Consider the following 21,792-nt stretch of genomic DNA (forward strand, 5'->3'; position numbering starts at 1 on the left):
AGTCCGCTTTAGCAATTGCGAGGACTGAGCAGCAGCAGCCGAATGCGTTGCTCACTCGCGAGACGCTCAATCAGGCTCAATGTTTCAAGCGTCGAGGCGGAAATCGACTGTGCCGACTCCGGCAGTATTAGGGCGACCATCGGGAGCTTTCCAGTCGAGGAGGCATAGTGCAATGCCTGACCGATCCCCTCGTGCCACTTTCGAAGGAAGTCCACCTCGATTGCAAATCGAGGAGTGACGACATCGATGCGACCGCCTTCGATCTGGAACTCCTGCTCGCCACGCAGTTCCTTCGCCAGTGCCTTACTCCATCGCGCTTCCAAGTCATCTACCGAAACGCACAGCTCAAGAGTTGGAAGCAGCAAAGCCGTCATGGCGGTGGGGACCTGAGCGACTGGCGACCCCTGAGGCTGTTGAGTCGGCCCTCCCTGTGCAGTGGGCACTTGGGGCGTTACGGGTGCAGTGGGTGCAGCAACGAAGCGCATTGCCGCACTGGCCAGAACGGCAATTCCGATTGCCAACGCGAGGTATCGCATCAGTTTCGCGCCGGCCGGGTCAATCGCAACGCGGGCCACGACGTCAGCGGTTCAACAGGAACAGAATCACGATTCCAACAATCACCGCAATGACCATCGCGGCGGTATTGCTGTTCTTTCTGACAGTAACCGTCGTCCTACCACTGGCGGTGTGGTACTCAGAGTTGACCGTGTAGTCGCCTTTGGTGGCCGCTTCCAGGCCGCGCACCATCTGGACGTCGCGCGCCATGTCCCGCGTACTGTCGGCGAACTTCTGATCCGACTGCTTCGCAGCCACGTCAAGAGCCAGCTGTTCGTTCCTGACCTGTTTGCCGAATGCGTGGCTGTCACTGGTCGAGATCGCCTTGACATCCTTGTCCATTAGGTTCGCCCTCTTGGCCTGAGGCGCGTTCGGAACCAAAGACGTCAGATCCTGTTCGTTCTTGTTTGCCATGTCTCTCACTAAAAGAAGTCCGCGATGGCGTCCCATACACCGGCAAGCCCTGGACGGCGCCTGCTTCGCAATCCGACATGCACCCGCCCAACAGGTAGTTCGATAACGTGCATCACGTTGACGCGACGCCCCTCATGGGCGGCGACAAAGGCCTGCATGCGCTGGAACTCAGCCTCTAGGAGGCTGGTGCGAATCTGCGCTTGCTCTTCAGCAGCGCGGGTCAGCAGTTGCTGTGCGGCTTTGGAGTCGTTGTCGGCAAGCCACGTGGCCGTGTTCCTGACATCGGAGGGCAGTTCCTGGGAACGGTAATGCTCGATCACTTGGGCGACAGCTGGACGCACGATGGCACGCCAGTCTTCAGGTGTGCAGGTGACATACAACTCCAATTTCTGGAGCCGGGCATCGCGAAGCTTCTTGATGAGCTTGAAGCGCAGCTCGAAATCAAGGTAGGGCGGCACCAAGTCAAGCAGGCGCGCGGCCGTCTGACCACTGAGCTTCACCGCTCCGGTTCTCCACTTCGGCAGGGTCGCTCTCGCGTACTGCGCCGCGCTCTGGCCGTGACGCTCCGCATAGCGGGCTAGCAGGAGGCCCAGTTCTCGCCCGCGAAGGCCGAGGAAGATCCGCTCGATATCGTCATCGATGCCGCCGAACCGCAGATTCAGCGCAGCCCGTGCCCCAACGTGGCGTTGGGCCCAATACGCCCCGGCAGGATTAGAGCGCGTTCTGTAGGCCGTCATCTTCTAGTAGAGGGAACCGGTAGACGATAGCCCGGCCGCTGCCGCCTGTCTAGCCACTCATCGGCGTCACGCACCCGTTTCTTCAAGTGTCGCCCCTCGATGGTGCCAATGAAGTAGGTAGCCCTACCCAGCAACGTTGATCCGGCTTGAATGTAAAGACAATTGTCTTTACACTTCGGAATGCGAACGGCAAAGAAGTTGGTTAATTTCCGGATCGATCCGGATCTGCTCGCTGAACTCGAAGCGATAAGGAATGAGACGGGCGCCACCGTCTCCGAACAGATCCGCGAAGCGCTAATCAAGTGGGTGCGGTCGTACCACCGCCATGGTTCAGCAGCACTGAAGAGCACTCGCCCATGGCAGACGCGCGGGGAGCGCACCAGATGAGCGCCCCGAAGCACGTCACCTTTAGCGGTCCAGAGGCTCAGCAGTTGTCGCGCGTGGCTGCGACCTTGCCGCACCTGGCCAAGGACCTCCGCAAGGGAACGAACGTCGACACCATCGCGCGCCGCCTGGACGAGATGAGCGAGACCTTGACGCTCCTGATCGAGCGCGCCATCGAGCGCGGGACTCTGCACTGACGCCCACCACGAGGATGGGAACGCATCATGGGTGAACTGAAACTGCGAGGCCGGATCTGGTGGATCCGCTACAACCGCGATGGGCGCCGGTTCGAGGAGTCGTCGGGCAGCAAGTTGAAGCAGGACGCCGCACGCCTCCTCAAGCTCCGCGAGGGCGACGTCGCCAAGGGGATCGCCGTGTCGCCGTCGATGCACCGGGTGCTCGTCGACGACATTGTGCAGGACGTGATCAACGACTACGTCGCGAACGGCAAGCGGACGCGGGCCGAGGTCGAGCGCCGATGGAAGCTGCATCTCAAGCCGGCGTTCGGTGGGCGCCGGGTCAGTAGCCTGACGACCGCGGACCTGCGCGCCTACGTGGCGAAGCGTCAGGCCGAAGTCCGGGCCGACGAAGGCGACGAGACCGCCGAGGCCATTCCCGGCGCGAAGGCCGCGACGGTCAATCGGGAACTGGCGATCCTCAAGCGAGGCCTACGCCTGGCCCTGCAGGCCGGCAAGGTGCAGCAGGTGCCGCACGTCCCGATGCTGCGCGAGCGGAACGTCCGCACCGGGTTCTTCGAGCGCGACCAGTTCGAGTCCGTCCGGGCGCACCTGCCCGAGGAGATCCGCCCGCTCGTCACGTTTGCCTACTGCACCGGCTGGCGGGTGCCCTCGGAGGTCCGCCCGCTCGAATGGCGACAGGTGGACTGGCAGGCCGGCACGGTCCGGCTCGATGTCGGCGCCACGAAGAACGACGAGGGCCGGACGTTCCCCTTTGATGTGCTGCCGGAACTGCGGAAGGTGCTGGAAGACCAGCGCGCCGAGGCCGACCGCCTGCAACGTAAGGGCGTGCTATGCCCGTTCGTGTTCCACCGGGACGGGCAGCCTATCCGGTCCTTCCGGGGCGCGTGGGCGAAGGCCTGCAAGGCCGCAGGCGTGCCGGGCCGCATCCCGCACGACTTCCGCCGCACGGCCGTCCGGAACCTCGTCCGGGCCGGCGTGCCGGAACGGGTCGCCATGCAGTTGACCGGCCACAAGACCCGGTCCGTATTCGACCGTTACGACATCGTCAACGAGGCCGACCTGCGTGGGGCCGTCGCCAGACTGGCCGCGTCGGGCGCGACCGCCAACCGTCAGCGCATCATCACGTCAGGCAAGCGGAAGGCTTGAACCAACGCGCGACGCTGCGTCAGCGTCAGTGCAGCCGTCGAGGCCGCGGTGGCGTTGACGCAAACGGCCCGAACATGGCGGCGACCGCATAGGACAATGCTGTCGAGATGCTGGAGACTATCCCGGTGGGTCGGGTCCATCGCCTCGAAGTCGCCCGATAGGCCGTCATTTGTGGCTTGGACGTACCACTCATCGAAGGGTGCTTCCGGATGGTCCTGGAGCACCACGATCATGTTGGCCTGCCCCGGCGCGACTTGCCCCAGTTCGTGGGCGACCTTGCCTAGTAGCCGACCAACGTCGGCGTCCGCCCTCCCAGACCCACTCATGTAGGACAGGCCCAGTCGCCTCATGGCGGCCAACTCCTCCATCGTGGCTCTGCTTGCCTGCAATACCGTCACCTCGATGTAGACGGTCCGCCCCTCCACCTGGACGGCCATGTCCGACCGCCTATTGCCTACGCCGATACGAGGGAACGCCTCGACCGGCAAGACACCTGCGACTGCCCCATAGAGATTCAGTTCAGCAAGCCGCGGCACGGCGTCACGAGCAAGCTGCCCTTCGAAGTGACTGTAGAGCGGCAAGAGACGGCGCCGGGCCAGATCCGCGTGCAGAACGCGGAGGTAGCGGTCGATGGGTTCGACCCAGTCAGGATTCAGTAAGAAGGTCAGTTCCAGTTCGCCGAATTCTGGCAATTGGCGCGAACGCGGTCCGATGGCTGCGATTCTCTGGCGCAGGCTGCCGAGGCGTCGCCAGTGCAGGATACGTCCCAGCAGGTCCGTGAATCCGACCCGACGCCGAAGCTCGTCCCACTGGGCCAGCCGCTCGCGCACGTAGGCGTCGAGCCCTTCCTCGTCCACCCAGCGCATCCAGTCAGTTCGGGGCGGCACTGGTACGAGGCGATGGGACAAAAGTGGGACACTGCGACGAATCCGACCAGATCGATCTCACCAAACATTCGCCGCAAGTCATTGATTTTAAAGTGCCGGGAGCGGGAATCGAACCCGCACGTCGCTTGCGCGACAAGGGATTTTAAGTCCCGTGCGTCTGCCAGTTTCGCCATCCCGGCGCTGCGGGCGCGCTACCCCACGCACTCGCGGTCATACCTGCGGCCTTCGTGCGCTTGGCGGAGCCATCCCTGACCGTCGCCCAAGGGCGACGGCTACATGCAGAGGATCGCCACATCGCTGCATCGCCGCATCACGGCATTTGCTAGTGCACCACGCCGCCCGAGGCCGCGCCCGGCTGCTTGACCGCCTCGTTGAGCAGGGCCTCGAGCTGCTGCGGCGGCAGCGCGAAGGGCCCCGCCACCGCCGACGCGCTGTGAATCTCCAGCGCCAGCACCGCGCCGTTCTCGTACGGGCTGACGATCCAGTTGATGCCGTGGAACGTCGTCACGGGCTCGTCGGCGCGGCCGGGATTGATCGCGCGGTCAATCGCCTTCAGCGTGGAGTGCATCACCGTGCTCGCGTCGTCGGCGGTCCACGCCGCGGGATCGGCGCCCCCGATGTGGTGCACGGTCTCGGTGAACACCCGCTCGTTGCCGCGCAACATGATCTCGACCTGGTACGTCACGTCCCCTCCAGGGAATCTTGCAGACCTGCCAAGCGATCAGAATTACACAAAGCGCCGGGCTTGTCAGCGCGCCCGTACGGGGGCAGCCCCGCGGCCCGGGTCCGTCGCCCCTGCTGCCCTGCTACACTCGCCCCGTGTTGACGCCCGGGGAATTCGTCGGCCGCATGGCCGAGTGGGTGGCGACGTTCAACCGCGGCAGTCTCGACCTGCCCGACGGGCTGCTCCACAAGGACGCCACCTTCCGTCTCAACGGCACCGCGTACGAGGACACCCTGGGTCGCCCGCCATCGGACCCGCTCGTGCGGCTGGTGGCCCGCGGGCCAGGCGGCTACCGGCTCCTGGCCAAGGCCCTGCACTACACGCTCACGACGCCCGAGGTCGCGCTGCGCAACCTCGACGTCCATCACGGGCTCGCCACCGGGCACGTGGACCTGAGCGGCGTGCTCCGCGACACCGGAGAGACCTGGGTGGCCAACGCCGACCTGGCGATCACCATCGACATCGACGGTCACGTCACCGAACTGGCCGTGCAGATGGACGACGACCGCGTCGCACGCCTCCAACGGGCGCGACAGGGGTGAGGACGGGCGGGCAGGCAGGCGGCTGTCGGTAGACCGGAGAGGCCTGCCGTCAGGCGCGCGAGGACTCCCGCGAGAACCAGCGGGCGCGCAGCGCCGCAACGATCCCGGCATCGACCGGCGCGGCGAAGGTCTCGCCAGTGCGCGCGAGGCGTCCGACGTGCAGTTCGTGGAGCGTGCCGACCGCCGAGAGCGCGGCCACCGCCTCCGACGAGACCCCACCACCGACAATCACCCGCACCGGTTCGATGGCGGCCTGCAGGCGCGCGAGCGCCACGGCGCGCTCGGCCCAGGTGGTCCCCGCGCCGGCCGACAACACCCGATCGACCTGCGCGCACCGATGCAGCGCCGCCGCGGGATCCACCGTGAGCCGTTCGACGGCGCGATGCACCGTGAGGCGCGCCCGCGGCACGCGCTCGGCGACCAGTGCGAGCGCCGCCTCGTCGAGCTCGGTGCCGCCGTCGGCGGCCGGTCGCACGTAGCCGGTGACGACATCCACCGGGAGATCGGCCAACGCAGCGGCATCGCGCGCGATCTCGGCGCGGTGCGCGTCGTCGCCGACGACGAACGTGTTGCGCGGCCGCACCATCACGCGCAACGGCAGGCGGACGCGGGCCAGCAACGCCTCGACGAGCCGCACGTCCGGCGTGAGTCCGTCTTCATGGATGTCGCGCACCACCTCGACGCGGGTGGCGCCGCCGGCCTCGGCGGCAAGGGCGTCCTCGACAGACATGACGATGACCTCGAGGTGGGTTTCCGGACCGGCCGTGCTCACACGGCACCTCCCAGTTGGCGCGCGAGCGTGTCGGGGTCGGTGGTCGGGGCCTGGCACGCAAAGCCCTCGCACACGTAGGCCGTCGGACGCTGGTCGCGCAGGGTCAGCGTCTCGAGGAACGGCAGCAGGTGGGCCAGGCGCGCCTGCGCATGGCCCGGGGTCACGGGCACGACGACGGCGAACGGCAAGTAGCGCTGCGCCACCACGTCGTGCAGCGCGAGCGTCGCGGGATCGGCCGGGTCGCCGACGATCACCACCTGCCGCATGCCGGCGTGGTAGGTCGTCAGGCCGGCAAGCAGGTACGGCACCGCCCGCGCCGCCCTGCCGATCGCCATGCCGCCGCGGGCGAGCGTACGCTCGATGCGCGCCAGCGCGGCCGCATCGGGCATGAGGTGCACGAGGCGCAGCAGGTTCATGACGGCCACGGCGCTGGCGGCGGGCTCGGCACCGTCGTAGTCCTCCTTCATGCGCAGCAGCACCGTCGGGTCGTCGCCGGTGGTCGAGAACCATCCGCCCCCGACCTCGTCCCAGAAGCGGTCGTCGAGCTGCGCGTGCAGGTCGCGGGTCCATTCGAGCCAGGCGGCGTCACCGGTCGCCTCGAACAGCTCGAGCAGCCCCCAGGCCAGGCATGCGTAATCCTCGGCGTACCCGTCGATGGCGGCCTCGCCGGCGCGCCAGCGCCGCAGCAGCACGCCCCGGTTGGCGTCCCACAGGGTGTCGCGCACGAACTGCGCGGCGCGCTCGGCGGCCCGCAGCCAGGTCTCGGCCTGGGCGCTGCGACCACGCAACTGCCGCGCCGCCCGCGCGAAGGCGGCGATGGCCAGGCCGTTCCACGCGGTGAGCACCTTGTCGTCGAGCGACGGGCGCGGACGCTGGCGGCGCGCCTCGTGCAGGCGCACCCGCACGGTGCGGAGGTCGCGGATGATCTCGTCCACCGGGCGGCCGAAGTCGCGGGCGAGGTCCTCGATGTCGCGCGCGACGTACAGCACGTTCCGGCCGCGCAGCTCGCCGAGCGGGTCGGCGGCGTTGCCCTCGGCAGTGACGCCGAACCGCGCCGCGGCGAGCGGGGCGAGCGCGTCGCCGACCGCCTCGGCCAGTTCCTCGAGGCTCCACAGGTAGAAGGCGCCCTCCGACGGCCGCGCGTGGGGACGTCCGGCCTCGTCGGCCGGCACGCTGTCGGCGTCCTCTGCCGACAGGAAGCCGCCCTCGGCGCCGGTGAGCTCGCGCGCGACGTAGGCCAGCGTGTCCTCGGCCACCGAGGCATGGAAGGGGTCGCCCGACACCTGTCCGGCCTCGAGCAGCGCCAGGACCATCTGGGCCTGGTCGTACAGCATCTTCTCGAAGTGCGGCACGCGCCAGAAGGCGTCGACCGAGTACCTGTGGATGCCACCGCCGACGTGATCCCGGAGGCCGCCCGTGCTCATCGCGCGGAGCGTCTCCAGCGCCATGTCGAGGCCTTCGGTGTTCCCCGAGAGGGCGTGATGCCGCAGCAGGAACAGCAGCTCCGACGGGCGCGGGAACTTCGGGGCGGTGCCGAAGCCGCCCCATCGCGCGTCGTAGGCCTTGACGTACTCGGCCAGGCCCTCGTCCAGCGCCTGGGGCGGGGCGACGTGGACCCCGCCGTCGGCCGGGGCCTCGGGGCGGGTCGCCTGGCGGAGGCGATCGGCGAGCGTGGCCGCCGACGTGGTGACCCGCTCGCGCTCCTCGCGCCAGGTGCGGCTGATCTCCTCGAGCACGTCGAGCAGGCCGGGCCGCCCGTGACGCGCGGTCGGCGGAAAGTACGTGCCGCCGTAGAACGGCTCGAGGTCGGGCGTGAGGAACACGGTCATCGGCCAGCCGCCCTGCCCCGTCGTGGCCTGCACGAACAGCATGTAGACACGGTCGATGTCGGGACGCTCCTCGCGGTCGACCTTGATGCTGACGAAGTGCGCGTTGAGCGCCGCGGCGATGCCGGCGTGCTCGAACGACTCGCGCTCCATCACGTGGCACCAGTGGCACGTGCTGTAGCCGATCGACAGGAAGATGGGCTTCTGCTCGGCCCGCGCACGGGCGAGGGCCTCAGGGCCCCACGGATACCAGTCGACGGGATTGGCGGCATGCTGGAGCAGGTAGGGACTGCGCTCGCCAGCCAGACGGTTGGCCATCTGGCCATCTTAGCCCTGTTGTAATATCGCCGACTGGAGACCGTGTCGTGACTGCCGACCCTCGCAAGCGCGTGGCCCTGCTGGTGGAAGATGAGTTCGAGGACGCCGACCTGGCGGGCACGGCCGACCTCCTGCGCTCGTCCGGACTGGAGGTCGTGCTGGTCGGCCCGATTGCCGGCCGCGCCTATCACGGCCGCAAGGGCCTTGCGGTGACGGCGGACCTGCCGGCCGGCAAGGCCACGGTGCGCGACTTCGACGCCGTGGTGATCCCCGGAGGCTGGGCCCCCGACCGCATGCGCATGCGCCACGCGATGACCGACCTGGTGCGCGACATGATCGCGGCCGGCAAGCCGGTGGCCGCCATCGACCGCGGTGCGCAGTTGCTCATCTCGGTCAAGGCCGTGGGCGGGCGCACGATCACCTGCTGGCCCTCGATCGCCATCGACGTCAAGAACGCCGGTGGTCGGTACGTCGATCGGCCGGTCGTCGAGGACGGGTGCGTGATCACCGCCCGCAAGGCCGACGACGTCCCGCACTTCGCGGCGGCGATCCTGAAGGCGCTCGGCAACCTGCAGCCGGCCTCCTGAGGCGCCTCGCCACGTGACCGACATCCCGCGCCACGACATCATCCGGCACCTCGGCCACCGCCGCACCATCATCGGCGAGGCCCCCGGCCGGGTGAACCTGATCGGGGAGCACACCGACTACTCCGGCGGCTTCGTGCTGCCCACGGTGATCCCGCAGACCACGGCGGTGGCGGTCGCGGCCAACAGCGAGCCGGCGGCACGGGTCTGGAGCGCGTCGGTCCCGCACGACGAGCAGCAGGCCCGTTTCGTGGTCGGCGAGGAGCAGCGTCGCGGATCGTGGGTCGACTACGTGCAGGGCGCGAGCGCCGTGCTCCGCGCGGCCGGACATCCGGTCGGCGGCTTCGACGCGGTGATCCGATCCGAGGTGCCGCTCGGCAGCGGGTTGTCGTCGAGTGCGTCGCTGTCGGTGTCGGTGCTGCGGGCACTGCGCGAGCTGTTCCAGTTGCGGATCGACGACGTCGTGCTCGCCGGCCTGGCGCGCCGCGTCGAGACCGACTTCATCGGCGTGCCGATCGGCGTGATGGACCCGATTGCCTGCGCCCTCGGGGCCAACCACCACGCGCTGTTCCTCGACACGCGCGACCTCTCGTGGCAGCTGGTGCGCATCCCCTCGACGGCCGAGTTCGCGGTCGTCAACTCGGGCATCAGGCACAGCATCTCGTCGGGCCACTACCGCATCCGCCGGCAGGAACTCGAGGCCGGCATCCGGGCGCTGGGGGTGCACGAACCGCGGGAGATGACCGACGTCGAGATGCGGCGGCTGGAGACGCTGCCGGCGCTGCTGCAGAAGCGGGTGCAGCACGTCATCACCGAGAACGCCCGCGTGCTCGAGGCGGTCGACGCGCTGCGGCGCCGCGACATGCCCCGGTTCGGGCAGTTGATGAACGCCTCGCACAAGTCACTGCGCGACGACTACGAGGTGTCGATCCCCGAGATCGACCGGATGGTGGAGATCGCGCAGGCGCAGCGCGGCGTGCTCGGCGCACGGATCACCGGCGGCGGGTTCGGTGGCTCCATCGTCATCCTGACGACGGCCGGCAACGCGGCCAGGGTGGCCGCGGCCGTCGCGAAGGCGTCGCGCGACGAGTTGCGCCTCACCCCGCAGGTGCTCGTCCCGGCGCCGGCGTAGGACCGCGGGCCGTCGCTCCCCGCCGCACGAGCCGCAGGCCGCGTTCGACTAGAATCGGCCGCACATGACCGGCCTCGACTTCGCCGTGCTCGCGGCGTACTTCCTGCTGATCCTCGGCATCGGCTTCTGGTTCGCGCGCGGAGAGCGGTCGTCGCAGGCGTACTTCCTCGCCGATCGCAACGTCGGGTGGTTCGCCATCGGCACGTCGCTGTTTGCCACCAACATCTCGAGCGAGCACTTCATCGGGCTGGCGGGATCGGGCGCCACGACCGGCCTGGCCGTCGGCCACTTCGAGTGGCTCGCGGTGTTCATGGTGCTGACCCTGGGCTGGGTGTTCACGCCCTTCTACCTGCGCAGCGCCGTGTTCACGATGCCCGAGTTCCTCGAGCGCCGCTACGGGCCGGCGTGTCGGTGGTACCTGACCAGCGTCTCGGTGGCGGCCTACATCTTCACGAAGATCTCGGTCTCGTTGTACGCGGGCGCGCTGTTGCTCGAGACCCTGCTCGGTTGGGACTTCTACACGTCGGCGGTGATCATGGTCGTCTCCACCGGCGTCTACACGGTGGCCGGCGGGCTGTCGGCCGTCATCTACACCGAGTTGGTGCAGGCCATCATCCTGCTCGGCGGGGCCGTGGTGCTCACCGCCCTCGGCTTGCGCGAGGTGGGCGGCTGGGGGGCGTTGCGGGCGCAGGTGCCGCCCGACTTCTTCTCGATGATCCGGCCGGTGTCGCACCCGGACTTCCCGTGGACCGGCATCTTCTTCGGCGCGCCGATCCTCGGCCTCTGGTACTGGTGCACCGACCAGGCGATGGTGCAGCGCGTGCTCGGCGCGCGCAGCGAGTCGGAGGCGCGGGCCGGCACGATGCTGGCCGGCCTGCTGAAGGTGACGCCGGTGTTCGTGCTGGTGCTGCCCGGCATCATCGCCCGGGCGCTCTATGCCGACGTCAACGGCGACAACGCGTATCCGCTGCTCGTGCTGCGCCTGCTGCCGCCCGGCCTGACGGGCCTGATGGTCGCCGCGCTGATGGCGGCGTTGATGTCGTCGCTGGCCGCCACCTTCAATTCGAGTTCCACCCTGGTCACCTTCGACGTCTACCGGAAGCTGCGACCAGCCGCGACCGAGGCGCAGCTGGTGCGGGTGGGTCAACTCGCCACGGTGGTGATGGTGGTGCTCGGCATCCTGTGGGTGCCGTTCATCCGCGGCCTGAACTCGCAGGTGTTCGTCTACCTGCAGAGCGTGTCGGCCTACATCAGCCCACCGATCGCCGTCGTGTTCCTGTTCGGCGTGTTCTGGCCGCGCGCCACCAAGGAAGGCGCGGTGGCCGCCCTGGCGTGCGGCGCAGTGCTCGGCGGCGCCCGCTTCGTGCTCGAGGTGCTGAAGGCGCGGCCGTGGGTGGCCGACACGCCGGCCCTGCACGCGTTGGTGTCCATCAACTTCCTGCACTTCGCGACCCTGCTGTTCGTCATCGCGACGGCCCTGCTCGTCGCGGTGTCGCTCGCGACGCCGCCGCCGCAGGCCGAGCGGATCCGCGGCCTGACCTTCGCGACCCTCGAAGGCGGCTACGCGCGCACCCCGGCCGAACGTGCGTCGATGCGGTGGCAGGCGCCCCTGTCGGTGGCGCTCATGCTGGGCGTGATCGCCCTCTGGATCACGTTCAGGTAGGCCGGCCCGGCCTGGCGTGCGACGTCAGACGTCAGGCTGCCGGGCCAGGCGCCTGATCTGCGCGTACGCGACCGTCAACTCGACCCCGTACAACAACACGGCCGACGACACGTACACCCACAGCAGGAAGACGACGACGCCGGCAATCGTGCCGTGGACGCTGAAGCGCGAGAGGTCGCGCACGTACCAGCTGAACCCGGCGAGGGCGACACGCCACAGCAGGCCGGCGATGATCGCCCCCGGCCACACGTCGCGGAACCGCACCTTGTTGGTGTTGGGCACGAAGTAGAAGATCAGCCCGGTCACGCCGATGAACAGCAGCGTGCTGGCCCAGCGCGCCCAGACGCCGCGCGCCCACTCGGCGGCCGGCGTCTCGCCGACCCGCGCGGCGAACCAGTTCGACTCGACCACCGAGCCGGCGCTGATGATCGTCAGGGCGGTCACCAGCAGCACGCTCGCGGTGGCGAGCATCAGGAACGCCACGAGCTTGTGCTTGAAGAAGTTCGGCTGCCGCTCGACCTTCCAGGCGTAGTTGACGGCAGTCGTGATGGCGCCGAAGACGCCGAGCGATGACCAGATCATCAGCAGGCTGGCGAAGAACCCGAGCTGGAAGCGCTGCTGCCGGAAAGCGTCGATCTGGGTGGACAGGAAGTCGAACTGGCGCGGGAAGTAGCGCAGCACGAAGCCGAGGACGCGCAGGCGTGCGTCCTCGTCGGTGGTGGCGCTGCCGAGGATGGAGAACAGCAGCAGGAAGAGCGGAAACAGCGACAGCAACGCGTAGTAGGAGATCGACGACGCGTAGGTCAGGTTGTCGCTGTTGAAGAAGCGGACCAGGGCCCGCCAGGAGGCGACCGCGACGGCGCGGGGCACCGACAGGAGCGGGCGCCACGCCTGCCGCGCGCCCGACGGACGCGGATCGCCCGGTTCGGGCACGGCGGCGAGGGCGTGAGGTCGGCTCACTGGGCTGGGGCGGGTGGGGACTGTCCCACCCGCGGCGAGGCTACCGGATCAACTGAAGGGCTGATCGGGGTCGGCGACCACCTCGGGATCACGGCCCTCGCGGACGGCCTGGGCCGCCTCGCGCGCCTTCTCGGCGGCGGTCTGGTACATGGCCTTGCCGCGCTCGGCGAACTGCGCGACGCGATCGGAGGCCGAGCCCAGGCCCTCGCGCGCCTTCTCCTTGACGCGCTGGGCCCGCTCGGCCACCTCGCGACGGGTCTCGTCGCCCGCCCGCGGCGCGAACAGCAGCGCCAGGCCGGCGCCGAGCATCGAGCCCGCGATGAAGCCGATGAGGAAGGTCGCGCCGCCGTTGCGGCTGGTATCGTCGTGGCTCATGAGTCTCTCCTCGGGCTAGGCGCGCCCGGACTCCCGCGTGATGTCGCGCAGCGCCGACCAGCTCTGGTCGGCCACGCCCCGGGCGTGCTGCACCGAGGCCTGCAGGTCCTGCAACCGCCCGATGATGTCCTCGAGGCCGGGGCCGAGCTGGTCGCGCAACTCCCGTCCGTCGCGGGTCAGCAGCAGGTAGCCCGCCACCGCGCCACCCACGGCACCGGCGACGGCGGCCAGCATGATCTTCGTCCGATCGGTCACGCGCTCGCTCCTCCGGCGTCGCCGCCCGCGGGTCGCCCCGCGTCCGGCACGCGTCCACGTCATTTCATCACGGGGAGGGCACGCGTGCCAGCGCCGATCGGTGGTCAGGCCGGTGACTCGGTCGGCGCCTCGGTGCCCACCCGGCGCCGCGGGCGCGGCGGCGACGTGATGCCGTGCTTCTTCATCTTGCTGTACAGCGTGGGGCGATACAACCCGAGCTGCTGCGCCGCGTCCTGCTTGTTCCAGTTGGTGCGCTGCAGCGCCTGCAGGATGGCCATCCGCTCGATCTCGGCGAGCGTGGCGGTGGCCGGCAGCAGGTCGGGCGAGGCGCCGGCCGGCGCGGCGGCGGCGGTGACGGTCTCGGGCAGGTCGTCGGGCTGCAGCTCCTGCCCGCGCGCCACGAGCACGCCGCGTTCGATCACGTTCTCGAGTTCGCGCACGTTGCCCGGCCAGCGGTGCTGCATCAGCCGGTGGTAGGCGGTCGGGCTCACGCCACGCAGCTGGCGGCCGTGCCGCGCGTTGTACAGCGCCAGGAAGTGCTGGCACAGCGGCGGCAGGTCCTCGAGCCGCTCCCGCAATGCGGGCACCCGCGCGGTGATCGTGTTGATGCGGAAGTAGAGATCCTCGCGCAGGCGACCTTCGCGCAACGCCGCCTCGACGTCGACGTTGGTGGCGCAGATCAGCCGGAAGTCGACGCGGACGCTGCGATCGCTGCCGATCGGGCGGAACTCCCGTTCCTGCAGCACGCGCAGCAGCTTGGCCTGCAGGTACGACGGCATCTCGCCGATCTCGTCCAGCAGCAACGAGCCACCCTCGGCCATCGCCAGCAGCCCGGCCTTGTCGGTGAACGCGCCGGTGAACGCGCCACGCCGATAGCCGAACAACTCGGCTTCGATCAACTCCTTCGGGAGCGCCGCGCAGTTGATCTTGATGAACGGTCCCGGCGCGCGCGCACTCTGGGCGTGCACGGCGTTGGCGATGAGTTCCTTGCCGGTGCCGTTCTCGCCGAGCACGAGGATGTTGGCATCGCTGCCCGCCACCGCCGCCACCAGCTCGAGCAGTTCGAGCATCTTCTTGCTCTGGCCGATGATCGCCGGGAACCGCTGGGGCGCCTCGAGCTGGCGACGCAGCTGACGGTTCTCCGCCCGCAACCGCACGCGCTCGGCCGCCCGATCGAGTTCCTCGGCCAGTTCGTCGGCCTCCACGGGACGGTTCACCACGGCGAACGCGCCGACCCGCAACCACTCCGCCGCGCGCACCGCATCCTCGAGGGGCCGCACGACAACCGCGTCGGTCTCGGGCAAACGCTGGCGCCAGGTCCGGAGCGCCTCGGGCCCATCAGCCGCCCGCCCACTGCCGATCACCAGCAGGACGTCGGGGGCCCAGGCCTCCGCAGCCGCCTCGACACCGTCGGCGTCGGCCATCCGCAGTTCGACGACGTGGCGTTCCTGGAAGCGATCCAGGCCGATCCGGATCCCGGAGTCGGGCGCACCCACCGCCAGGAGGCGCAGCGGCGCGTCAGGCATCGGAATGTCGCCCTTGCAGACAGTCGCCGTGGACCGAACTGTCATGTCTCCAAACGCTCACTGTCGGGTTCCCATGCATTGCGGCTTCCAGCGTAGCAAACATGGACGGATGAGCCTATCGGAAGAAGTCCCGGGGCAGCGGGGCCCGAGAGTGGCGGGCGGGGCCTATAATCCGGCCATGCCACAGGATGCCGTGCCGCGGCCGTCGCCACAGCCGCGCGAGACGACGCCCGGACCGGCACAGCCGAGCGGCGACCCGCCGACGCTGTGCGATCGCTGCGGTGCCGAGATGTTCCGGATGCATGCGGTGTGGCGCTGCCCTGCCTGCGGGTACAAGACCGACTGCTGCGGCTGGTGATCGCGTGGACCGCCTCACGTCGGCCGTCGATCCGCGCAGCGAGTCGTTCACGCGCAATGCCGCGCACCTGCGCGGGCTCGTGGAGCAACTCCGGGCCAGACGCGACGCCGCGCGCGAGGGCGGCGGCCCGGACGCCCAGGCGCGGCAACGCGCCCAGGGCAAGCTGACCGTCCGCGAGCGGCTGGATCTCCTGCTCGATCCGGGCACGCCCTTCCTCGAGTTCTCGCCGCTGGCTGCCGACGGCCTCTACGGCGGCGACGCGCCCGGCGCCGGGCTGGTCACGGGGGTCGGTCGCGTTGCCGGCCGAGAGGTCCTCATCGTCGCCAACGACGCAACGGTGAAGGGCGGCACCTACTTCCCCATCACCGTCAAGAAGCACCTGCGGGCGCAGGACATCGCCCTGCAGAACCACTTGCCGTGCCTCTACCTGGTGGACTCGGGCGGCGCGTTCCTGCCGCTGCAGGCCGAGGTGTTCCCCGATCGCGATCACTTCGGCCGCATCTTCTCCAACCAGGCCCGGATGTCGGCGGCAGGCCTGGCGCAGATCGCGGTCGTGATGGGCTCGTGCACCGCTGGCGGCGCCTACGTCCCCGCCATGTCCGACCAGACCATCATCGTCAACGGGACGGGGACGATCTTCCTCGGCGGGCCGCCGCTCGTGAAGGCGGCCACCGGCGAGGACGTGACGGCCGAGGCGCTCGGCGGGGCCGACGTCCACACCCGGCTGTCCGGCGTGGCCGACTACTTCGCCGAGGACGACGCCGAAGCGCTGCATCTGGCGCGCACGATCGTGTCCACGGTGCCGACCGCGCCGCGCCCGCCGGTGGCGCGCGTGGCGCCCGAGCCGCCTGCCTGCGATCCCGCCGAGTTGTACGGCGTCATCCCCCCGGACCTGCGCACCGCCTACGACGTGCGCGAGGTGATCGCGCGGCTGGTGGACGGATCGCGCTTCGACGAGTTCAAGGCCCGCTACGCGCCGACGGTGGTGACCGGCTTTGCGTATCTGCACGGGTACCTGGTCGGCATCGTCGCCAACAACGGCGTGCTGTTCTCGGAGTCGGCGCTCAAGGCCACGCACTTCATCGAGCTCTGCGACCAACGCGGCATCCCGCTGGTCTTCCTGCAGAACATCACGGGCTTCATCGTCGGCCAGCAGTACGAACGTGCCGGCATCGCCAAGGACGGCGCCAAGCTGGTGCACGCGGTGGCGACCACCCGTGTCCCGAAGTTCACGGTGGTCATCGGCGGTTCGTTCGGCGCCGGCAACTACGGCATGTGCGGACGGGCCTTCGACCCTCGCCTGCTGTGGATGTGGCCCAATGCCCGCATCTCCGTGATGGGTGGCGAGCAGGCCGCAGGCGTGCTCGTGACGATCAAGCGTGACCAGTTGGCGCGGCAGGGCCGCGAGTTGTCCCCCGAGGAGGAAGCCGCCATCCGCGACCCGATTCGGGAGAAGTACGAGCACGAGGGGTCGCCGTACTACTCGACCGCCCGACTGTGGGACGACGGGATTCTCGACCCGCTGGAGACCCGCGACGCGCTCGGCCTCGGCGTCGCGCTGAGCCACCATGCACCGCTGCCGCCGCGCCGCGTCGGGGTGTTCAGGATGTAGGGGGATCGCGGATCGGGGATCGCGGATCGGGGGATCGCGGGTCGGGGATCGGGGGCGCCATGGACGGATTGCAGGTCGAACGCCGAGGAGACGAGGTCTGGCTGACGCTGGATCGGCCCGAGGTGCGCAACGCCCTGGACGACCGGCTGATTGCAGCCCTGCGGGATGCCGCGCGGGCGTTGTCCAGCGAGGCGTCAGTGCGTGCCGTGGTGATCGCCGGGCGCGGCCCCGCCTTCTGTGCCGGCGCGGATCTGGCCTGGATGCAGCGCATGCGTGAGCACGACGAGGTGCGCAACCTCGACGATGCGATGGTCGTCGCCGAGATGTTCCACGCCGTGGCGTCACTCCCGATGCCGGTGATCGCCCGCGTCCACGGCCCGGCCCTCGGCGGCGGCGCCGGGCTGCTGGCGGCGAGCGACCTCGTCCTGGCCGCCGACGACACGGTGGTGGGCTTCACCGAGGCCCGCGTCGGCATCCTTCCCGCCACCATCGCGCCGTACGTGATCCGGCGCGTCGGGCTGGCCGCCGCGCGACGACTGTTCCTGCGCGCCCACCGCCTGGGGGCCGCGGAGGCCCACGCGACGGGCCTGATCGACGAGATCTGCCCTGCCGCCACCCTGGACGACCTCGTGCGCGCGCGCCTCGACGAACTCGCGCTCGGCGCCCCCTCGGCTCACCGCGCCACCAAGGCCCTGCTCGCGCAGCTCGCGCCACTGCCGGACGCCGCGACGCGCCAGCGGACGGCCGAGGCCATCGCCCGCCAGCGCGTGAGCGACGAGGGCCAGGAGGGCCTGCGCGCGTTCCTCGAGCGGCGTCAGCCGTCGTGGCAGGAGCGCCCGGAGGGCGATGCGTAAGGTCCTGATCGCCAATCGCGGCGAGATCGCCGTGCGCATCGCGCGCGCCTGCCGCGAGCGGCGCCTCGGCGTGGTGGCCGTGTACGCGGGCCCCGACGCGACGCGGCCCCACGTGCTGATCGCCGACGAGGCGGTGTGTCTCGACGCCCCCGGCGACGATCGCCCGGTGGCGGCGTACCTGTCGGTCGGGCGCGTGATTGACGCGGCCCGGGCGACCGGCGCCGACGCCGTGCATCCGGGCTACGGCTTCCTCAGCGAACGGCCGGAGCTGGCCGCCGCCTGCGCGGACGCCGGGTTGACCTTCATCGGCCCGCCTGCCGACGTGATCGCGCGCATGGGCTCGAAACTCGAGGCGCGGCGCCTGATGGAGGCCGCCGGCGTGCCGTGCGTGCCCGGGGCGCGACCGCAGGACCAGTCGCTCGATGGGCTGCGGGCCGCCGCGCACGCGGTCGGCGTGCCGCTGCTCGTGAAGGCCTCGGCTGGCGGCGGTGGCAAGGGCATGCGCCTCGTCGAGCGAATGGAGGACCTCGAGCAGGCGCTCGGCGCGGCCCGGCGCGAAGCCGAGTCGGCCTTCGGCGACGGCACCCTGTACGTGGAGCGCGCCCTCGCCGACCCGAGGCACGTGGAGGTGCAGGTGATCGGCGACGAGGCGGGCACCGTGCGCCATCTGGGCGAGCGCGAGTGCTCGCTGCAGCGTCGGCACCAGAAGGTAGTCGAGGAAGCGCCGTCGCCCGTCGTGTCTCCCGGTCTGCGGGCGCGACTCGGGACGGCGGCCGTGGCGGCGGCCCGCGCCGCCGGCTATCGCAATGCCGGCACCGTCGAGTTCCTGCTGCACGGCGAGGGCGACGCCGCGGCGTTCTACTTCCTCGAGATGAACACGCGCCTGCAGGTGGAGCACGCCATCACCGAGGCCGTCACGGGCCTGGACCTCGTGCACCTGCAGCTCGACGTGGCCGAGGGGCGGCCCCTGCCGTCCGAGACAGCCGACGTCACTCCGCGCGGCCATGCATTCGAGTGTCGTGTCTACGCCGAGGATCCGGATGCGGGATTCCTGCCACAGTCCGGACGCGTGCTGTGCTATCGCGAGCCCCAGGGGCCGGGCATCCGCGTCGACAGCGGACTCCGCGAAGGCGACCTCGTGACGCCCGACTTCGATCCGCTGCTGGCCAAGATCGTCACCCACGGCCCGACGCGCGCCGTCGCGCTGGCCCGCATGCGGGAGGCCGTGCGCACGAGCGTCGTGCTGGGGCTGCGCACCAACCTGCCGTGGCTCGGGCGCGTCCTCGCGCAGCCCGACGTGGAGCGCGGCGCCGTGCACACCGGGTGGCTCGCCGCGCACGCCGGCAATCTGACGCCGCCCGCGTCGGAGGCGCTCGCGACGCTGGCCGACGCCGTGGCAACCACCTGCAGGCGAACCGGCAGCGGCGCAGCGGGCGTCGTGGCGTCGGAGACCTCGACGAGTCCATGGGACACGCTCGGAGGCTGGCGTGCCTGAGTGGACCGTCGTGCGACGAACCGACGGCACCTGGGAGGCGCGAGCCGACGACGGCGCGCGGCACGTGGTGCACGCGGCCAGCGATGCCGACGGCGCGGTGTGGATCCAGGTCGAGGGCGAGGTCCTGGTGGTCGCACCGGCAGAGCGCGCCCGACGCGCGACGGCCAGTCATGGGCACGCGCTCCTCGAGGCGCCGATGCCGGCGCAGGTGGTGGCCGTCCTGGTGAGCGCGGGCGACCACGTGGCGGCCGGCGCCACGTTGATCCTGCTCGAGGCGATGAAGATGGAACTGCCGCTGCGAGCGCCCGCCGGCGGCCGTGTCGGCGCGATCCATTGCGGCGTGGGTGACCGCGTGACGCCCGGACGCGTGCTGGTCGACATCGTGCCCGGGACGCCCGACGATCGACCGCCGACCACCTCCGTCCAGGGAGAGGCGTGATGGCTGCCGTGTCGATCGTCGAGCTCGGCCCGCGTGACGGCCTGCAGAACGAGGCGATTGCCGTCGACCTGGCCGGGCGCACCGCGTTCGTGCGGGCCCTGGCCGGCGCCGGGCTGCGGCGCATCGAGGCGGGCGCGTTCGTGCGCCCCGATCGCGTGCCCCAGATGGCAGGCAGTGACCAACTCTGCGCCGGGCTCGTCGGCGACACGTCGCTTCAGGCGGCGGGCGTGCGGCTCTCGGCGCTGGTGCCGAACCTGAAGGGCCTCGAGCGCGCCGCGGCGGCCGGCCTGCGCGAGGTCGCGGTCTTCCCGGCCGCGTCCGAGACGTTCAGCCGCCAGAACCTCAACCAGTCCGTGGGCGAGGCGCTCGTGGCGGCGCGCGAGGTGTGCACCGAGGCGACGCGCCAGGGCATCGCCGTGCGCGGCTACGTGTCGACCGCGTTCGGCTGCCCGTACGAGGGCGACGTGCCGATCGCCGCCGTGGCTCGCGTCTGCGAAGCGCTGCTCGCGGCGGGTGTCCACGAACTCGCGGTGAGCGACACGATCGGCGTGGCCCACCCCGGACAGGTTCGCGACGTCCTCGCGACGCTCATGCCCGTGGTCACGCCCGGACGACTCGCCCTCCATTTCCACGACACGCGCGGCATGGCGCTGGCCAACGTGCTCGTCGCTCTCGAGGCCGGCGTCACCACCTTCGACGCCTGCGCCGGGGGACTGGGCGGCTGCCCGTTCGCGCCGGGTGCGACCGGCAACCTCGCCACCGAGGATCTGGTCTACATGCTGCACGGGCTCGGACTGGCGCGCGAGATCGATCTCGACGCCCTGGTCGGTGCCTCGGCCGGCATCGAGGCGGCGGTCGGCCATCCGCTGCCGTCGCGCTGTTACCGCGCCGCGCGCGCCGTCAGGCGTCGGGCGTGACGCGATGCGGCGTCGGCGTGAGCACGGGCGCCTGCCGATCCTCGTGCGGTCGCCACGCACCTGCCGCCGGGATGCCGGCCCCCATCGCGTAGACGACCGGACGACGATCCGCATCGAGTCCCAGGGCCGTCTCGATCGCCGTGTCGGCGAGCGCTCCCGTGCAGAAGGGCCCGAGGCCGAGAGCCGTCGCGACCAGGCAGAAGGTCTGCGCCAGGTGGCCGGCCTCGATCAGCACGACGCGGTAGGCCCGCGCAGAGCGGTAGCGCCAGGCCACCCGTGCCAGTTCGCTGGCGAGCACCACCACCACCGCCGCGCCTTCGTAGCCCTCCTGCGCGGGAAGCCACATCGTCACGCGCGCCGGCGCTTGCCGGCCGTCGAGCCGCGTCAGCGCGTGCGCGTCCGGGCGGTAGTGGTACAACCCCGCCGGCAGGTCATCGACGGCGCGCGCCCACACCCACGCCTCGAGGCTGTGCCGCGCGCCACCGGACGGCGAGGTCTTGAGCGCCAGCGGCCCCTCGGCGGCGGCCGCCCACGCCTGCACGCCGAACGTCGCACCGAGCAGGGTGGCGAGATCGCCGAGCCCGATGGCGCCTGATGCGAAGCGGCGATGCGTGCGCCGCGTCGCCAGCGCGGGCGCCAGCGCGCCCGGCACGCGAGGCGCCGGCAAGGGGACATCGAACGGGCCCTGCGGCGGCAGGACCGGCGAGGGCCGATCCGCTGCCGAGGACGGAGGGTCGGCGGAGGGACGGCCGAAGGCCACGTCTCGCGTCGCCAGGTGGAAGAGACGCGCCGCCGGCGCCCACGCCTCCCACGGCGTCGGCAGCGGCGCACACCCCCCGTCGACGTCACGTGCCACCCACTCGTCGAGCAGGTCGTGGGCGAGCATGCCGTCGACGACTCCACGCGTGGCCGTGGGCGGCAGGTCGAGCGCCGCGGCAAGGTCGTCGATTGTCGTCCAGTCGTCGAGGCGATCGAGCACCGACAGGACCAGCGGCGACGCCGGGACGCCCTCGGCGCGTCGCGCCGATCGGACGACGCGGCCGCCAGCCTCCCAGCCGCACCACACGTGCGGCGCACGGCGGACACGGCCCGCCGGCGCCGGGGGCTGCCCGTTCAC

25 protein-coding genes and 1 tRNA gene are annotated in these 21,792 nt (G+C 70.5%); 13 read left to right on the plus strand and 13 right to left on the minus strand.

Annotation, left to right across the window (positions count from 1 at the left end; translation table 11 throughout):
* Positions 1-8 precede the first annotated feature (8 nt).
* From TBR22_RS15905 to TBR22_RS15915, 3 genes are all read right to left on the minus strand, one after another.
* Positions 9-374, minus strand: coding sequence for a hypothetical protein (locus tag TBR22_RS15905; RefSeq protein ID WP_239488832.1), 366 nt, complete (start codon positions 372-374; stop codon positions 9-11).
* 205 nt (positions 375-579) lie between these two features.
* Positions 580-969 (minus strand): hypothetical protein, encoded by a 390-nt coding sequence (locus TBR22_RS15910; RefSeq protein WP_239488833.1) that lies wholly within the window; start codon positions 967-969, stop codon positions 580-582.
* 8 nt (positions 970-977) lie between these two features.
* Entirely contained in the window at positions 978-1,706 is a 729-nt protein-coding gene (locus tag TBR22_RS15915; RefSeq protein ID WP_239488834.1) for a hypothetical protein, read from the minus strand.
* A 180-nt stretch (positions 1,707-1,886) separates the two neighbouring features.
* On the opposite strand from TBR22_RS15915, the gene TBR22_RS26940 reads away from it, so the two are divergent.
* The 3 genes from TBR22_RS26940 (at position 1,887) to TBR22_RS15925 (ending at position 3,436) form a co-directional block, all read left to right on the plus strand.
* Complete coding sequence (locus tag TBR22_RS26940; RefSeq protein ID WP_370651349.1) at positions 1,887-2,093, plus strand: ribbon-helix-helix protein, CopG family; 207 nt, start codon at positions 1,887-1,889, stop codon at positions 2,091-2,093.
* Positions 2,090-2,287, plus strand: a complete 198-nt coding sequence (locus TBR22_RS15920; protein ID WP_239488835.1) for a hypothetical protein — start codon at positions 2,090-2,092, stop codon at positions 2,285-2,287. Before TBR22_RS26940 ends, TBR22_RS15920 begins: the two co-directional genes overlap by 4 nt.
* A gap of 198 nt (positions 2,288-2,485) precedes the next feature.
* Positions 2,486-3,436, plus strand: a complete 951-nt coding sequence (locus TBR22_RS15925; protein ID WP_239488836.1) for a site-specific integrase — start codon at positions 2,486-2,488, stop codon at positions 3,434-3,436.
* Here TBR22_RS15925 and TBR22_RS15930 read toward each other — a convergent pair.
* The 3 genes from TBR22_RS15930 to TBR22_RS15940 form a co-directional block, all read right to left on the minus strand.
* On the minus strand, positions 3,400-4,302 hold the full coding sequence (locus TBR22_RS15930; RefSeq protein WP_239488837.1) for a hypothetical protein: 903 nt from the start codon (positions 4,300-4,302) through the stop codon (positions 3,400-3,402). The genes TBR22_RS15925 and TBR22_RS15930 overlap by 37 nt on opposite strands.
* Positions 4,303-4,416: 114 nt before the next feature.
* Positions 4,417-4,502 (minus strand) — tRNA-Leu (locus TBR22_RS15935).
* A 143-nt stretch (positions 4,503-4,645) separates the two neighbouring features.
* On the minus strand, positions 4,646-5,008 hold the full coding sequence (locus TBR22_RS15940; protein WP_239488838.1) for a hypothetical protein: 363 nt from the start codon (positions 5,006-5,008) through the stop codon (positions 4,646-4,648).
* 134 nt (positions 5,009-5,142) lie between these two features.
* Between TBR22_RS15940 and TBR22_RS15945 the strand changes: the two genes are divergently transcribed.
* Complete coding sequence (locus TBR22_RS15945) at positions 5,143-5,589, plus strand: hypothetical protein (RefSeq protein ID WP_239488839.1); 447 nt, start codon at positions 5,143-5,145, stop codon at positions 5,587-5,589.
* Positions 5,590-5,638: 49 nt separating this feature from the next.
* Here TBR22_RS15945 and TBR22_RS15950 read toward each other — a convergent pair whose 3' ends face one another.
* Positions 5,639-6,361, minus strand: a complete 723-nt coding sequence (locus TBR22_RS15950; protein WP_239488840.1) for a copper homeostasis protein CutC — start codon at positions 6,359-6,361, stop codon at positions 5,639-5,641.
* On the minus strand, positions 6,358-8,505 hold the full coding sequence (locus tag TBR22_RS15955; protein ID WP_239488841.1) for a thioredoxin domain-containing protein: 2,148 nt from the start codon (positions 8,503-8,505) through the stop codon (positions 6,358-6,360). Before TBR22_RS15955 ends, TBR22_RS15950 begins: the two co-directional genes overlap by 4 nt.
* Positions 8,506-8,552: 47 nt before the next feature.
* Here TBR22_RS15955 and TBR22_RS15960 point away from each other — a divergent pair, with 47 nt between their 5' ends.
* From TBR22_RS15960 to TBR22_RS15970, 3 genes are all read left to right on the plus strand, one after another.
* Positions 8,553-9,092, plus strand: coding sequence for a DJ-1/PfpI/YhbO family deglycase/protease (locus TBR22_RS15960; protein WP_239488842.1), 540 nt, complete (start codon positions 8,553-8,555; stop codon positions 9,090-9,092).
* A gap of 13 nt (positions 9,093-9,105) precedes the next feature.
* On the plus strand, positions 9,106-10,221 hold the full coding sequence (galK, locus tag TBR22_RS15965; protein ID WP_239488843.1) for a galactokinase: 1,116 nt from the start codon (positions 9,106-9,108) through the stop codon (positions 10,219-10,221).
* A gap of 64 nt (positions 10,222-10,285) precedes the next feature.
* Positions 10,286-11,884 carry a sodium:solute symporter gene (locus TBR22_RS15970; RefSeq protein ID WP_239488844.1) on the plus strand — a complete coding sequence of 533 codons (1,599 nt, stop codon included), beginning with the start codon at positions 10,286-10,288 and terminating at the stop codon, positions 11,882-11,884.
* Positions 11,885-11,908: 24 nt separating this feature from the next.
* Here TBR22_RS15970 and TBR22_RS15975 read toward each other — a convergent pair whose 3' ends face one another.
* The 4 genes from TBR22_RS15975 to TBR22_RS15990 form a co-directional block, all read right to left on the minus strand.
* The gene (locus tag TBR22_RS15975) at positions 11,909-12,844 is read right to left on the minus strand and encodes a YihY/virulence factor BrkB family protein (RefSeq protein WP_239488845.1); all 936 of its coding nucleotides are present in this window, start codon (positions 12,842-12,844) and stop codon (positions 11,909-11,911) included.
* Between the two features lie 48 nt (positions 12,845-12,892).
* A complete protein-coding gene (locus tag TBR22_RS15980; protein WP_239488846.1) occupies positions 12,893-13,219 on the minus strand; it encodes a YtxH domain-containing protein in 327 nt (108 codons plus the stop codon).
* A 15-nt stretch (positions 13,220-13,234) separates the two neighbouring features.
* Complete coding sequence (locus tag TBR22_RS15985) at positions 13,235-13,474, minus strand: hypothetical protein (RefSeq protein WP_239488847.1); 240 nt, start codon at positions 13,472-13,474, stop codon at positions 13,235-13,237.
* A gap of 104 nt (positions 13,475-13,578) precedes the next feature.
* The gene (locus TBR22_RS15990) at positions 13,579-15,000 is read right to left on the minus strand and encodes a sigma-54 dependent transcriptional regulator (RefSeq protein ID WP_239488848.1); all 1,422 of its coding nucleotides are present in this window, start codon (positions 14,998-15,000) and stop codon (positions 13,579-13,581) included.
* 178 nt (positions 15,001-15,178) lie between these two features.
* Here TBR22_RS15990 and TBR22_RS15995 point away from each other — a divergent pair, with 178 nt between their 5' ends.
* From TBR22_RS15995 to TBR22_RS16020, 6 genes are read left to right on the plus strand one after another with little or no spacing between them, the layout of a single operon-like run.
* Positions 15,179-15,358, plus strand: a complete 180-nt coding sequence (locus TBR22_RS15995) for a hypothetical protein (RefSeq protein WP_239488849.1) — start codon at positions 15,179-15,181, stop codon at positions 15,356-15,358.
* Positions 15,303-16,970, plus strand: a complete 1,668-nt coding sequence (locus tag TBR22_RS16000; protein ID WP_370651350.1) for a carboxyl transferase domain-containing protein — start codon at positions 15,303-15,305, stop codon at positions 16,968-16,970. Before TBR22_RS15995 ends, TBR22_RS16000 begins: the two co-directional genes overlap by 56 nt.
* Before the next feature lie 59 nt (positions 16,971-17,029).
* On the plus strand, positions 17,030-17,824 hold the full coding sequence (locus TBR22_RS16005; RefSeq protein WP_239488851.1) for an enoyl-CoA hydratase-related protein: 795 nt from the start codon (positions 17,030-17,032) through the stop codon (positions 17,822-17,824).
* A complete protein-coding gene (locus TBR22_RS16010; protein ID WP_239488852.1) occupies positions 17,817-19,319 on the plus strand; it encodes an acetyl/propionyl/methylcrotonyl-CoA carboxylase subunit alpha in 1,503 nt (500 codons plus the stop codon). Before TBR22_RS16005 ends, TBR22_RS16010 begins: the two co-directional genes overlap by 8 nt.
* A complete protein-coding gene (locus TBR22_RS16015) occupies positions 19,312-19,758 on the plus strand; it encodes a biotin/lipoyl-containing protein (RefSeq protein ID WP_239488853.1) in 447 nt (148 codons plus the stop codon). Before TBR22_RS16010 ends, TBR22_RS16015 begins: the two co-directional genes overlap by 8 nt.
* Complete coding sequence (locus TBR22_RS16020; RefSeq protein WP_239488854.1) at positions 19,758-20,675, plus strand: hydroxymethylglutaryl-CoA lyase; 918 nt, start codon at positions 19,758-19,760, stop codon at positions 20,673-20,675. The genes TBR22_RS16015 and TBR22_RS16020 overlap by 1 nt, the downstream gene beginning before the upstream one ends.
* On the opposite strand, the gene TBR22_RS16025 is transcribed toward TBR22_RS16020, so the two are convergent.
* Complete coding sequence (locus TBR22_RS16025) at positions 20,659-21,792, minus strand: SagB family peptide dehydrogenase (protein WP_239488855.1); 1,134 nt, start codon at positions 21,790-21,792, stop codon at positions 20,659-20,661. The two genes, TBR22_RS16020 and TBR22_RS16025, sit on opposite strands and share 17 nt — an antisense overlap.

The sequence above is a fragment of the Luteitalea sp. TBR-22 genome (assembly GCF_016865485.1).
Classification (GTDB): Bacteria; Acidobacteriota; Vicinamibacteria; order Vicinamibacterales; family Vicinamibacteraceae; genus Luteitalea.